General features: G+C 69.9%; 12 protein-coding genes. 5 read left to right on the forward strand and 7 right to left on the reverse strand.

What is annotated here, in order from left to right:
* Positions 1-39: 39 nt before the first annotated feature.
* The 6 genes from G4D85_RS02530 to G4D85_RS02555 all read right to left on the reverse strand — a co-directional run bounded on the left by G4D85_RS02530 (position 40) and on the right by G4D85_RS02555 (position 8,126).
* On the reverse strand, positions 40-303 hold the full coding sequence (locus tag G4D85_RS02530; RefSeq protein WP_164007497.1) for a hypothetical protein: 264 nt from the start codon (positions 301-303) through the stop codon (positions 40-42).
* A 111-nt stretch (positions 304-414) separates the two neighbouring features.
* Positions 415-2,817: a Tex family protein gene (locus G4D85_RS02535; RefSeq protein ID WP_164007499.1), complete on the reverse strand. Its 2,403-nt coding sequence runs from the start codon at positions 2,815-2,817 to the stop codon at positions 415-417.
* 91 nt (positions 2,818-2,908) lie between these two features.
* Entirely contained in the window at positions 2,909-3,445 is a 537-nt protein-coding gene (locus G4D85_RS02540; RefSeq protein ID WP_164007501.1) for a GNAT family N-acetyltransferase, read from the reverse strand.
* Between the two features lie 229 nt (positions 3,446-3,674).
* The gene (locus G4D85_RS02545; RefSeq protein ID WP_240359034.1) at positions 3,675-5,816 is read right to left on the reverse strand and encodes an alkaline phosphatase D family protein; all 2,142 of its coding nucleotides are present in this window, start codon (positions 5,814-5,816) and stop codon (positions 3,675-3,677) included.
* 245 nt (positions 5,817-6,061) lie between these two features.
* Positions 6,062-7,150 carry a recombinase RecA gene (gene recA / locus G4D85_RS02550; protein WP_164007505.1) on the reverse strand — a complete coding sequence of 363 codons (1,089 nt, stop codon included), beginning with the start codon at positions 7,148-7,150 and terminating at the stop codon, positions 6,062-6,064.
* A gap of 112 nt (positions 7,151-7,262) precedes the next feature.
* Positions 7,263-8,126 (reverse strand): hypothetical protein, encoded by an 864-nt coding sequence (locus G4D85_RS02555; RefSeq protein ID WP_164007508.1) that lies wholly within the window; start codon positions 8,124-8,126, stop codon positions 7,263-7,265.
* A 75-nt stretch (positions 8,127-8,201) separates the two neighbouring features.
* On the opposite strand from G4D85_RS02555, the gene G4D85_RS02560 reads away from it, so the two are divergent.
* The 5 genes from G4D85_RS02560 to G4D85_RS02580 all read left to right on the forward strand — a co-directional run bounded on the left by G4D85_RS02560 (position 8,202) and on the right by G4D85_RS02580 (position 11,288).
* Positions 8,202-8,813: an RNA polymerase sigma factor gene (locus G4D85_RS02560; protein ID WP_164007509.1), complete on the forward strand. Its 612-nt coding sequence runs from the start codon at positions 8,202-8,204 to the stop codon at positions 8,811-8,813.
* Positions 8,810-9,286 carry an anti-sigma factor family protein gene (locus G4D85_RS02565; protein ID WP_164007511.1) on the forward strand — a complete coding sequence of 159 codons (477 nt, stop codon included), beginning with the start codon at positions 8,810-8,812 and terminating at the stop codon, positions 9,284-9,286. The genes G4D85_RS02560 and G4D85_RS02565 overlap by 4 nt, the downstream gene beginning before the upstream one ends.
* Positions 9,283-9,777: a DUF3106 domain-containing protein gene (locus tag G4D85_RS02570; protein ID WP_164007514.1), complete on the forward strand. Its 495-nt coding sequence runs from the start codon at positions 9,283-9,285 to the stop codon at positions 9,775-9,777. Before G4D85_RS02565 ends, G4D85_RS02570 begins: the two co-directional genes overlap by 4 nt.
* Before the next feature lie 8 nt (positions 9,778-9,785).
* Entirely contained in the window at positions 9,786-10,136 is a 351-nt protein-coding gene (locus G4D85_RS49145; protein WP_240359035.1) for a hypothetical protein, read from the forward strand.
* Positions 10,137-10,352: 216 nt separating this feature from the next.
* Positions 10,353-11,288, forward strand: coding sequence for a serine/threonine-protein kinase (locus G4D85_RS02580; RefSeq protein ID WP_164007516.1), 936 nt, complete (start codon positions 10,353-10,355; stop codon positions 11,286-11,288).
* Between the two features lie 79 nt (positions 11,289-11,367).
* On the opposite strand, the gene glmS is transcribed toward G4D85_RS02580, so the two are convergent.
* Positions 11,368-13,203 carry a glutamine--fructose-6-phosphate transaminase (isomerizing) gene (gene glmS, locus G4D85_RS02585; RefSeq protein WP_164007518.1) on the reverse strand — a complete coding sequence of 612 codons (1,836 nt, stop codon included), beginning with the start codon at positions 13,201-13,203 and terminating at the stop codon, positions 11,368-11,370.
* Between the last annotated feature and the right edge of the window lie 85 nt (positions 13,204-13,288).

Genomic DNA, 13,288 nt, shown 5'->3' on the forward strand with positions numbered 1-13,288 from the left:
AGGTAGCGCGCGGGCCCGTCCGCTGGCGAAGCCCGGACCTCAGGAGACCCAGCAGACCCACTTGTTGAAGGGGATGTTCTGGCAGTAGCACTCGCCCGGGGCGCCACTGGTCCAGGTACATCCAATCTCTCTCTCCGGGCTGCAGGTCTTTCCCTGCAGGGACTCACAGGTGCTGACGAGCTCGGAGGAGGAGGACTGCTCCGGCTGCGAGACACCCTCCGCGCCTTCTGGAACTTCCCCTCCGCCACAGCCCACTCCGAAGACAGACACGACAGAGGCCAGCGCGAGCACACGTAGAAACATGGGGAGAACTCCGTTCGCTGTTTGAGATACAGATGCAACAGCGATTACGGATTCCGGTCAAGCCCTCCCCAGGTTTCCCGATGACACCGAAAATCTCCGCCGTGGGCGGCGTCAGCGCTTGAGGTTCCGGAACGGGTTGTTGAACGGCTCCGGGCCCTTCTTGTCCCCACCGGCACCACCCGCGCCCGTGGAGGGGTTGCCGCCCGGACTCGCGCTCGATGCCGGCCTGCCGCTGGAGCTCGCACCGCCGCCCGCGCCAGAAGGCCGCGCGCCCTGCCGTGACTCGCCGCCACCCCGCTCCGTCATCCGCCCCGCGCCCGTCGCACCGCCCACCGCGGGCCTTCCCGACGGCTGCGGCGCCCCACCCTCCTGCACCGCGCGCACGGAGAGGGCCAGCCGCTTGCGCGCCAGGTCCACGGTGAGGACGCGCACCGTCAGCCGGTCGCCCACCTTCACCACCTCGGAGGGGTCCTTCACGAACTTCGTCGAAATCTGCGACACGTGGACGAGTCCGTCCTGGTGCACGCCCACGTCCACGAAGGCGCCGAACGCGGTGACGTTGGTCACCACGCCTTGGAGCACCATGCCCTCCTTCACGTCCTCCAGCGAGCGCAGGTCCTCGCGCATCTGCGGCGCCGTGAAGTCACCGCGCGGGTCTCTGCTGGGCTTCTCCAGCTCCGCGAGGATGTCCTTCAGCGTCAGCTCGCCCAGGTCCGGCCCCAGGTAGCGCTTCGCATCAATCTTCCGCACCAGCGCCGCGTTGCCCACCAGCGAGCCCACGTCCACGCCCAGGTCCTTCGCCATGCGCTCCACCACCGCATAGCGCTCCGGGTGCACCGCGCTCGAGTCCAGCGGCTCCGGCCCTCGCACGCGGAGGAAGCCCGCCGCCTGCTCGAACGTCTTCGGCCCCAGCCCGCTCACCTTCAGCAGCTCGCGCCGCGTGGTGAAGCGCCCCTTCGACGCGCGGTGCGCCACCAGCTTCTTCGCCAGCGACGGCCCCACGCCGGACACGTGCTCCAGCAGCTGCGGCGACGCGGTGTTCACGTCCACGCCCACCGCGTTCACACACGAGTCCACCACCTCGCCCAGTTTCTTCTTCAAGAGCCCCTGGTCCACGTCATGCTGGTACTGCCCCACGCCGATGCTCTTGGGGTCTATCTTCACCAGCTCCGCCAGCGGGTCCTGCAGGCGCCGGCCGATGGACACCGCGCCGCGCAGGCTCACGTCCAGGTCGGGGAACTCGTCGCGAGCCACCTCGGACGCCGAGTAGATGGACGCGCCCTGCTCGCTCACCGACACCACCGGCACCTGCGAGCCCAGCGCCTTCATCGTGTCGCGCACGAAGGTCTCCGCCTCGCGACTGCCGGTGCCGTTGCCCACGGCGATGAGTTCCGGCTTGTGCTTCTGCACCACGGCGGACAGCAGCTTCGCGGCCCGGGCGCGCTCGTCCGCGCTGCGCTCCGAGTAGAGCGTCAGCGTCTCCACCACCTTGCCGGTGACGTCCATCATCGCCAGCTTGATGCCCGTGCGCAGGCCCGGGTCCAGCGCCAGCACCGCCCGAGCGCCCGCTGGCGGCGTGAGCAGCAGGTGGCGCAGGTTCTCTCCAAACACGCCAATGGCCTGCTTGTCCGCGCGCTCCTTCAGCTCCGAGCGCAGCTCCGACTCCAGCGACGGCCCCATCAACCGCTCCCACCCGTCCTCCACCGCCGCGCGCAGCTCCTGCGCGAAGAGGGACTGCGGCCTCGTCACCACCCGGGGCGCGAGCAGTGCCTTCACCTCGTCGTCCGGCAGGGCCAGCTTCACCTTCAGCACGCCCTCCTCCTCGCCGCGCAGCAGCGCCAGCACGCGGTGGGACGGGGCCTGGGACAGCGGCTCCTCGTGGCCGTAGTAGTTCTCGAACTTGGTGGGCTCGCCCTTCTTCGCGGACACCACGTCCGAGCGCAGCGTGCCCCGCTTCGCGCAGACCTCGCGGGCCGTGCGGCGCAGCCCGGCGTCCTCGGCCACGCGCTCGGCGCAGATGTCGCGAGCGCCCGCGAGCGCCGCGTCCAAATCCGGCACTTCCTTCTCCGGGTTGACGTACGGGCGCACCTTCGCGTTCCGGTCCTCGCCCTGCTTGCCCTCCTGCTTCCACAGCAGGTCCGCCAGCGGCTCCAGCCCGCGCTCGCGCGCAATGGCGGCGCGCGTGCGGCGCTTCTGCTTGTAGGGGAGGTAGAGGTCCTCCAGCTCGGTGCGCGTCTTCGCGGACTTGAGCGCCTTCGCCAACTCCGGCGTCAGCTTCCCCTGCTCCTCGATGGCGCGGAGGATGGTGTCGCGGCGGGAGTCGAACTCGGTGCGCTCCTCGGCGCGGTCGAGGATGGCTTGAATCTGGACCTCGTCCAGACCGCCGGTGACTTCCTTGCGGTAGCGCGCGATGAAGGGAACGGTGGCGCCTTCGGCGTTCAGCGCGAGGGTCCGGTCCACCTGCTCGGGCTTGAGGCCCAGCTCCTGGGAAAGCTCAGCGGCGTAGGCGTGCATGGCGCCGTTTCTATAACCCGGCCTCCGTGAGGCGCCCAGAGACCGGACGTCCGAAGCGATGGCTGGAAGACGTGCCAGCGGCCCTCGCGCCCTACCCGCGCCGCCGCGCCTCCCACTCCGGCCGCAACAGGCCCCAGAACTGCTGGTCCCTGCGCTGGCCCAGGTGCATGCAGTGGCCGCGCATCGTGCCCTCCAGGGTGAAGCCCAGCTTGCGCGCCACGCCCTGAGAACCGACGTTCTCCGTCAGCGTCGTCAGCCACACGCGCTGGAGGAAGGGCAGCGCCGTGAAGAGCTGCTCCAGCATCATCGCCACCGCGCGCGTGCCCAGCCCCCGGCCGTGGTACGCCTCGGACAGCATGTAGCCCAGCTGCGCCCGGCCATGCCCGCGCGACACGTCCCTGGCGGACACCGTGCCGATGAGCCGCCCGTCGTGCTCCACGAACCAGCGGAAGCCCTTCGCGCGAGCGTCTCCCAGCGTGCCCGCCTCGGAGATGCGGTGCAGCAGTTGCTCGCGCGAGTCCTCCTCGGTGTCCACGTAGCGCCTCGCGGCGGACTCGGACCTCAGCACCATCCAGTAGTCCACGTGCTCTGGCCGGGCGGGGAGGAGTCGGACCTCGGGAGCGCTCATGCCCGACAGCCTATCCTCCGAGGCGCCGCTCCGGGCGTCCCCATGTCACCCGCCGGACGTCAGGGCACGCCGTGCCGTCCCCTCGCGGCGTGCCGGAGCCCGCCTCCCTCCGGCCCCTTCGACGTGCCGGCGCCGGCCGCGGGCCCCCTGAAAAGGCCGAGGGCCGCGGCCGGAAGCACGAGGCTCCCGGCGCGGCCCTCTTCCCCACCGCTGCCGGTGGGCGCTTCGCTCAGATGACGGTGATGCCGCCGTCCTTGATGCGGAAGTTCTTCCGCGTGAACTTCGCCGCCAGCTCCGCGTCGGAGCGCAGCGTGTAGTCCTTCGCGATTTCCGTGCTGGGGATGAGGTGGAACGCGGCGACGGCCTCGTCCTTCTTCACCTCCAGCACCACGAAGCCGTGGGCGTCGCCGTCGGCGAACTTCATGTTCGGGTTGGCCGCCGACAGAGAGGCCTCGAGCTCCTGGACGATGTACTTGTGCACCGCCGCGCCCGAGCCGTAGCCGGCGCCCAGCAGGGCCCGGCCCGCCAGCTCCTTGATGGAGCCGGAGGAGATGGCCGGAGCCGTCAGCGCGGGCACGCCTCCCTCCACCGACACGAAGGACGCGTGGATGTCACCGGAGACGAACATCGTGTTGTTCTGCAGGTTGTTGTCGCGGAGGTACTTCAGCAGCTCCGCGCGCTTGGTGGGGAAGCCGTCCCACTGGTCCACGTTGAAGTAGAAGGACTGGCGCAGGTTGGCCTCCGGGACGTCCGCCTTCTGCGACAGGTCGAACACCATGGGGGTCATCGACACGGAGGAGACGACAATCTTCCACGTGTTGGACGCCTTCACCGTGTCCTGGAACCAGGCCTGCTGCGCGGCGCCCAGCACGTCCTCGCTCTTGCCCTGGGTGGCGGCGTACTTGATGCCCGCGTACAGCTCGAACACCGGCTTCACGACGATGTAGCGCGAGCCCTGGATGCCGAAGAGGTCCGGCTTGCCCATGTGCACGAAGGCCACGCCGCGCGCCGCGCCGGCGGGGATGAGCGGAGTCGTCCCCCCAGTCGCCTGGTTGTACCCGGCGATGACCTGGTTGACGTAGAAGAGCGACACGTTGCCCTTCACCCACGCGGCCGCCTTCTCCGCGGCCTCCGCCTGGGTGAGGCCCGCCTTCACCGCCGTCTGCACGTACACGCCCTGCAGCAGCTGCTTGTACTGCGCGAGCGGCGCGGCGTCGATGTCGACATACGCGAACGTCTCACCCGCGAAGGCCCCCTGCACCGGCGCCGGGAGCGAGCCCAGCGTCGCCGCGTCGATGACCACCGAGCCCGGGTACGCGTCCTCGGGAATGAGGTGGTCCGGCCGGTTGGTGCGCGTGTCCGCCACCAGCAGCTTCAGGTGCTGGCCGAACTCGAAGTCGCGCCAGATCTTCGTCCCCGTCGACTGGGCCGCGACCACCTGGCCGATGTCGATGGCGCCACCGGGCGCCTGGGTGTTGTCCAGCGGGATGTACTCGAAGAAGGCCTGCTCCGCGTTCTTCCGGCGATCATCCTGCTTCTCGTCGCGGCGCCCGTCCGTGTACGTCGCGGTGGAGCCCCAGCAGTCGTCGGAGAACTCGTGGTCGTCCCACACGATGATGAAGGGGTAGCGCTCGTGGATCTGCTGGAGGACCGGGTCCTTGCGGATGCTCTTGTAGAGGTCGCGGTAGTTGGACAGCGCGCTGGCCGCGAAGAAGGCCACCATGCCCGTGCCCTCGCTCTGCGCCTTCTCCGGCTCGGAGAAGACAATCGAGCGCGTGCCGTTGGCGTCCTGGAAGGACGCGTCGCCCGTCGTCTCGTAGACGTAGTCGCCGAGGAACACGACGAAGTCGAGGTCCTCGTCGAGCTGCAGCAGGCGCTGCCACGCGTTGTAGTAGCGACCGATGTAGTCCTGGCAGCTGGCGAAGGCGAACTTCACCGGCACGTCCGCGCCGGCCGCCGGGGCGGTGCGGGTGCGGCCCGTGCGGGTGGAGACCTTCTGGCCGTCCTTCTCGAAGGTGAAGCGGTAGTAGTACGTCGTGCGGGCCGACAGGCCGGTGACCTTCACCTTGAGGGCATGGTCATTCGCCGCGAGCGCCGAGAACGACTCGTTCAGAAACAGGCTGCTGAAGTCCTCGCTGGTGGAGACCTCCAGCTTCACCGACGTGTTGGCGCTGGCGTTGTCCGGGTCCACCGCGCGGACCCACAGCACGACGCTGTCCGCGCGCGGGTCGCCCGAGGCCACCGACTGCGGGAAGTACTTCGCGGTGTCATCCGACGGCGGCGTCACATCCTCGGCACACCCGAGCGAGGTGCTGGCCGCGACGGCGACAACGGCCTGAAGGAAACTGCGACGCTTGAATTTGTCGAACAAGGCAGGACTCCGAAAGCACGGGTTTGAAGACTGGCGCGCGGAGTCTAAGTCGCTCATCTGCCCGCCAGGAAACATCCCGCGCGCCTTCCCTGCGCAACGCAGCGTGTCATCCACCACGGGTATGTGCGGGAGTGGCGCGGGGGAGAAATGCAGAGGGCCGACCCCCTCGCGGAGGCCGGCCCTCGGACTGGCGCTGCATTGACGGCAGGGAGGCGGGCCGCGAGGGGCCCGCGCTCGCTACCGGCTCACTTCACGGCCTTCACGCGGGCGCGCTTCTCGCTGCCACCCTCGGCGGCGGGCTCCTCCGCGGCGGGCGCGGCGGCGGCGGGCGCCTTGTTGATGCCGTACTTCTCGAACACGCGGGCCTCAATTTCCTTGGCCACCTCGGGGTGCTCACGGAGGTAGTCCTTGGCGTTCTCACGGCCCTGGCCGATGCGCTCTCCGTTGAAGGAGAACCAGCTGCCGCTCTTCTCCACGATGTTGTCGTTGGAGGCCAGGTCGATGAGGTCGCCCTCACGGGAGATGCCCGTGCCGTACATGATGTCGAACTCGACCTCCTTGAACGGGGGGGCCACCTTGTTCTTCACGACCTTCACGCGGGTGCGGCTGCCCACCACGTTCTCGCCGTTCTTGATGGCGCCGATGCGGCGGATGTCCATGCGCTGGGACGCGTAGAACTTCAGCGCGTTACCGCCCGTGGTGGTCTCCGGGTTGCCGAACATGACGCCAATCTTCATGCGAATCTGGTTGATGAAGATGACGCACGTCTGGCTCTTGGAGATGGTGCCCGTCAGCTTGCGGAGGGCCTGGCTCATGAGGCGGGCCTGCACGCCCATGTGGGCGTCACCCATCTCACCTTCGAGCTCGGCCTTGGGCACGAGCGCGGCGACCGAGTCCACCACCAGCACGTCGATGGCGCCCGAGCGCACCAGCATCTCCGCGATTTCGAGGCCCTGCTCACCGGTGTCCGGCTGGCTCAAGAGCAGGTCATCGGTGCGCACGCCCAGCTTGCGGGCGTAGCCCACGTCGAGCGCGTGCTCCGCGTCCACGTAGCCGCAGACGCCGCCACGCTTCTGCGCCTCGGCGACGATGTGGAGACACAGCGTCGTCTTACCGGAGGACTCCGGCCCGAAGATTTCGATGATGCGGCCCTTGGGCACACCACCCACGCCCAACGCGATGTCGAGCGAGATGGAGCCAGTCGAAATGGCCTGAATGTCCCGGATCAGCGGCTCGTCCTTGCCGAGCCGCATGATGGACCCCTTGCCGAACTGGCGCTCCACCGCCGACATCGCCAGTTCGATTGCCTTTTCCTTCTCCTGATTCACGGCCATTTCTCGTCGCTCCTTGTATTGGCGAACCACCCCGGTTCACCTGAACGCGCTTTTAGTACGCGATGGGTAGACCCTAGTCCACCCCTCTGACATCCGTACTGCATCCTGCCGGTCAGCTCTCGCGGAGGGCGGCCAGGAAGGCGGCCACCAGCCCGGCCAGTACGGCCCAGACGCCCACCGGCCCGGTTCCCAGGAGCGGCCCCACCAGCCCGAGGCAGGTGACGAGCACCAGCAAACCGAGGCCCACCCGGTACACGGCGGACTTCGGCGGGGCAAGCCACAAGGCCATGAGCGCCAGCGCGGAGAGACCTACCTGGGTGGTGACCAGGCTGTCGGGCCCGCCCGCCCTGGACAGCTCCTGGACGACCTGGGCCACCAGGCCCGTCAGCAGCACGGCGGAGGGGACGACGGGGCCCAGGCCGAAGCCGGTGCGGCCCGCCTCCCGGCGCCCGTCGGCGCGCAGGTGCTCCAGGTCCTCCGGCCTGACTTCCAGGGCATAGGGGAAGCCCAGGGACAGCAGCGCCTCCACCGCCGCGGCGCGGCAGGAGCGGCCCTGGGTGTCCACCAGCCCCTCCAGCTTTCCGCTGTCCAGCAGCCGGTGGAAGGTGTCCGCCACCTGCCTGTCGCCCCCCTCCGCCGCCATCTGCCCCAGCAGAGAGTTGAGCCGGAGGGCCAATTCCGGGCGCTCCGCCTCGGGCACGCGCCGGGCCTGCTCCGTCAGCACCAGCAGGGGCAGCGGCAAATCCAGCGGCGCGGTGGGCCTGCCCGGAAGCACGGGCCGGGGAGGCTTCCGGACGGGGGCCACCCTGGGAGGGGACGCCTGGGGAGCGGGGGCGTCCCGGGCCTCCAGCGCCTCGGGCGGTGCCGCCGTGTCCTCTGTGGGGGGCTCCCAGGCCGCCAGGTCCGGGGGCCGGGGCTCCAGGGCCTCATCCTCGAACCGGGGCGTGGGCGGATGTAGGTGGCTGGAGTCCGGCACGGAGAAACTGTAGCCACGGGCCCCCGTCGGGTTCAAAGCGAAGGAGCCCGCAACTTCTTCCGGACAACGGGGTTGATGTCCGCCGTGGACGTGGATTCGGACGCACAGGCGATGCTGAAGGTGGCCGCGGGGGACCGTCAGGCGTTTGCCTGGCTGTTCGACCGCTACCACGCGAGCGTGGCGCGCTTCGCGTTCCGCTTCGTGGGAGACCGGGAGCGCGCGGAGGAGCTCACGCAGGACATCTTCGTGAAGCTCTACCGCCACGCGGGGGCCTACAAGCCGTCGGCGCGCTTCAAGACATTCCTCTTCCGGGTGGCCACCAACCACTGCCTCAACGAGGTGCGGCGGGGCGAGTACCGGGTGTCCCACACCTCGTCCGAGTCACCGGAGGGAGAGGAGACGGGAGCGGTGGAGATGGCGGGCCCGGAAGGAGACAGGCCGGACCAGGCGCTGGCGGGACGGGAGCTGGAGCGGGCGGTGGGCGCGGCGCTTTCGGACATGAGCGCCCGGGAGCGCGCGGCCTTCACCATGTGCCGCTTCGAGGGCATGGCGTACCGGGACATCGCCGAGGCGCTGGAGGCGAGCGAGGCCGCCGTGAAGAGCCTCATCCACCGCGCCACACTGGCGGTGGCGCGAAGGATTGAAGAGCTGCAGGCGGGCGCCGCGCCCGCGAGGAGCAGGGCATGAGCTGTGGTTTCGAAGAGGACCTGACGGCGTACGTGGACGGGGAGCTGCCCCCGGCCCGGCGCGTGGAGGTGGAGGCCCACCTGGGGACCTGCGCCGGCTGCCGCGCCACGCACGCGCTGCTGGGCAATGCGGTGGCGCGGCTGGCGGAGCTGCCCGCCTTCGAGCCCTCGCCCCACACGCGGCGCGCGGTGCTGGCGAAGCTGGATGCCCTGCCAATGCCCTGGTGGGAGCGGCTCAAGGTGTTGCTGCGGCCGGCGGTGCTGGTGCCCTCGGCGGGCCTGGCCGCGGCGCTGGCCGTGGCGCTGCTGATGGCGGGCCCGGGCGTGGACGCGCCGCCCGAGCTGGCGGACCCGGCGGTGATGGAGCTGGCGGCGAACCTGGAGGTGGCCGAGGACTACGAGCTGCTCGGCCTCGACAGCGCGGAGGATTTGGAGGTCGTCGCGAACCTCCACGAGCTGGAGGAGATGCCATGAAGCGATGGGACCTGGCGGCGCTGGGACTGGTGGTGACGCTGCTGGCGGGCGCCACCACGCGCGCGGAGACGCAGCCGCCCCGCACGGCGGCCGAGCGCTTCGAGCGGATGACGCCCGAGGAGAAGGAGGCGCTGCGCGCGAAGCTGCGTGAGTTCAAGGCGCTGCCCGCCGACGAGCAGGAGCGCATTCGCGGCAACCTGGAGCGCTGGCGCCAGCTGCCGCCCGAGGAGCGCGAGCGCATCCGCACCAACCTGCGCGAGCTGAAGCGCCTCACCCCCGCCGAGCGGCAGGCGCTGCGTGAGCGGGCGCGCGAGCTGAAGAAGCTGGACCCCGAGCGGCGCGCGGAGCTGCGCCAGCGCATGCGGCAGTACCTGCGGGAGAATCCCGACAAGCGCGAGCAGCTGCTGGAGAACATGCGCCGCTGGCGCGAGCTGTCCCCCGAGAAGCGCCAGGAGGTGCGGGAGCGCGTGCGCGAGAGGCGGCGCCGGTGAGCCGCGCCATGAGCTTCCTCCCGTGTGGCGCCGCGCGAGGGGCGGTGCGCCGTGCCGCGAGCACTCTCGTGCACGGCCCCACGCAAGTTGCGGTGCAAGCAAGGCGCACCGCGAGGCTCCTCCTCCTCGGCCTGATGATGCTGGCCGCGCTCCCCGCCGCCGCGCAGGAGTCACCTCCGCCGCCACCGCCACCGCCTCCCGCCGTCCCCGCCGAGCCTCCGTCCCCGCGAGACACCCCGCGCCCCCGGGCCTCTCTGTCCGACGAGGACCGCGAGGTGGTGGAGAACCTGGAGCTGCTGGAGAGCCTGGACGCGACCGAGGACCTGGAGCTGCTGCTGGAGCTCAATCAGGACGACTGAAGCCGAGCCCGCTGATTCCAGGCCCCCCTCTGCCCACGGCACCTTCCAGGCCGGTCGGGTTCCTGTAACCGGGTTGCACACCTACGGCCGGCACCTTCCACGCCGGCCGGAATCCTGTAACCGGGTTGCGCGCGCCAGCAGCAAAACCCTCTTCGGGCCTGCACTTCATGGGGGTGGCGCGGGTGACGCGAGGCGCCCGCGCGGTACACTGCGCTCATGCTCGTCGCGGTCCCCCGCCCCGTCGAGGTTCCCTCTCGTCGCTTCGGCCACTACCTGCTGCGCACGCGCCTGGGCTCGGGCGGCATGGCCGAGGTGTTCCTCGCGGACGCGGTGGACATGCGCGGCGAGCCCTTCAGCGTGGCGCTCAAGCTGATGCGCAAGGACGTGCCGGCGGAGGCCTTCGCCGACGAGGCGGACCTGATGGGGCTGCTGGAGCACCCCAACCTCGTGCAGCGCCTGGAGGTGGGCGAGGCCTTCGGGCGGCCCTTCATCGCCATGGAGCTGCTGGTGGGCGGCGACCTGGGCGGGCTGATGCGCGCGCTGCGCCAGCAGCGCCGTCCCTTCCCGCCGGGCATGGCCGTGCACATCTGCCTCGAGGTGCTGCGCGGGCTGGCCTACTTCCACCAGGCGCGCACGCGCAGCGGCCGGCCGCTCGGGCTGGTGCACGGCGACGTCAACCCCGCCAACGTCTTCTTCTCCGGCGACGGCGACGTGAAGCTCGGCGACTTCGGCGTGGCCAAGGCGCAAGGCGCGGACATCGGCCCGGCGGACGGCGTGGCCGCGGGCAAGCTGCACTACCTCTCCCCGGAGCAGACGCGCGGCGAGCCGCTCACTCCCGCCTCGGACGTCTTCGCCGTAGGCATCGTCCTCCATGAGCTGCTGGTGGGCGCGCACCCCTTCCAGCCCGAGTCGACGGACGCGCACGTGGTGATGGCGGCCATCCGCGCGGCGCGCCTCCACCTGCCCTTCACGATGGACCGGACGCTGGCCGCCATCCTTCGCAAGGCCCTGGCGCCCGACGTGGCCCACCGCTACCGCACCTCGGGCGAGCTGGCCGGCGCGCTCCTCACCTGGTCCCTGGACACGGGCGAGGACCCCACCCGCGTGGACGTGCGGCACTGGCTGGCGGACGTGCTGGGCCTCATCGGCTGAAACGAAGAAGCCCGGGTCCCCATGCAGGGGAACCCGGGCTCCAGGCGTGTCTCCCGCGTCCAGCGCGGAAGGCGTCCGGCTACTCCACCGTCACGCTCTTGGCGAGGTTGCGCGGCTGGTCCACGTCATTCCCGCGCATCTCCGCCACATGGTAGGCGAGGAGCTGCAGCGGAATCGTGGCCACCACCGGCGCCAGCAGCGCGCAGGCGGGAGGAATCCGGATGACGTGGTCGGCCAGGCTGGCGACATGCGCGTCGTCCTCGTCGATGACGGCGATGACCTTGCCGCCGCGCGCGCGGACCTCCTCGATGTTGCCGATGATCTTCTCGTAGGCGACGTGCGGCTGCTTCGGCGCAATCACCACCACCGGCATCTTCTCGTCGATGAGGGCGATGGGGCCGTGCTTCATCTCGCCGCCCGCGTAGCCCTCCGCGTGGATGTACGAGATTTCCTTCAGCTTGAGCGCACCCTCCAGCGCCACCGGGTGCATGGGGCCGCGGCCGAGGAAGAGGAAGTCCTGGGCGTTCATGAACTCACGCGCGACGCGCTTCACCTGCGGCTCGCACTTGAGGACGTCCTCAATCATCTTCGGAATCTCGGTCAGGTGCGTCAGGTGCTCCTGCGCCGCCTGCACCGTGAGGGTGCCGCGCATCCGGCCCAGCTTCACCGCCAGCAGGTACAGGGCGACCAGCTGCGTGGTGAACGCCTTGGTGGACGCGACGCCAATCTCCGGGCCCGCGTTGGTGAGCACCGAGAACTCGGCCTCGCGAGTCATCGCGCTGCCGATGACGTTGCAGATGGACATCGCCGTGGCGCCGCGCGCCTTGGCCTCCTTGAAGGCCGCCAGCGTGTCCGCCGTCTCGCCGGACTGGCTGATGGCGATGGCCAGGTGCGAGCTGTCGACAATCGGGTCGCGGTAGCGGAACTCGCTCGCCAGCTCGACTTCGACGGGCAGGCGCGCCAGCGACTCAATCATGTGCTTGCCGGCGATGCCGGAGTGCCACGAGGTGCCGCAGGCCAGGATGGTAATCTTGGTCAGCGAGCGGACCTTCTCCGGGGACAGGTTCCAGCCCTCGAAGTGGACGTCGCCCTCGGAGAGGAGCATCCGGCCGCGCAGCGTGTCGCCGATGGCGCGAGGCTGCTCCCAGATCTCCTTGTGCATGAAGTGCTTGTGGCCGCCCTTCTCCGCCATCATCGGCGTCCAGTCGATGCGGCGCGTGGGCCGGTTCACCAGCTGGCCGTTGCGGGCGAAGATGTCGATCTTCGCGGCGGTGATGACGGCGAGGTCACCCTCCTCCATGTAGACGAAGTCGCGGGTGTGCTCGAGCAGCGCGGGCACGTCGCTGGCCACGAAGTTCTGACCCTGGCCCAGGCCCAGCACCATGGGCGAGGCGTCCTTGGTGCAGACGATGCGGTTGGGGTCACTGGAAGTGAGGACGGCCAGCGCGTAGGTGCCCCGCACCTGGGCGATGGCGGCGCGCACGGCGTCCGGCAGGTCCACGCCACGCTCCAGCTCGTCCGAGATGAGGTGCGCGAACACCTCCGAGTCCGTCTCCGAGGAGAAGACGTGCCCCCTGGCGCGCAGCTGCTCCTTCAGCGCGAGGTGGTTCTCGATGATGCCGTTGTGCACCACCGCCACGTTCTTGTACGTGTGCGGATGCGCGTTCTCGTCCGAGGGACGCCCGTGCGTGGCCCAGCGCGTGTGGCCAATGCCGATGTTCCCAGCGGGCTGGTCCGCCACCACCCGGGACTCCAGGTTGCGCAGCTTGCCCGTGGCGCGCACGACGTTGAGCTGGTTGCGGTTCACCACCGCCACACCCGCCGAGTCATAGCCGCGGTACTCGAGCCGCTTCAGCCCCGACACCAGGATGGGAGCCGATTCCTTGTCGCCGACATAACCAACGATTCCGCACATATCCGACCTCTCTCTCACGCCCACGCCCGCCAGAGCAATCCGGGCCATTCCCCTACAACTGACGAGGGCAGTTCTCTGCCTGCCC

This window comes from Pyxidicoccus trucidator (assembly GCF_010894435.1).
Lineage (GTDB): Bacteria > Myxococcota > Myxococcia > Myxococcales > Myxococcaceae > Myxococcus > Myxococcus trucidator.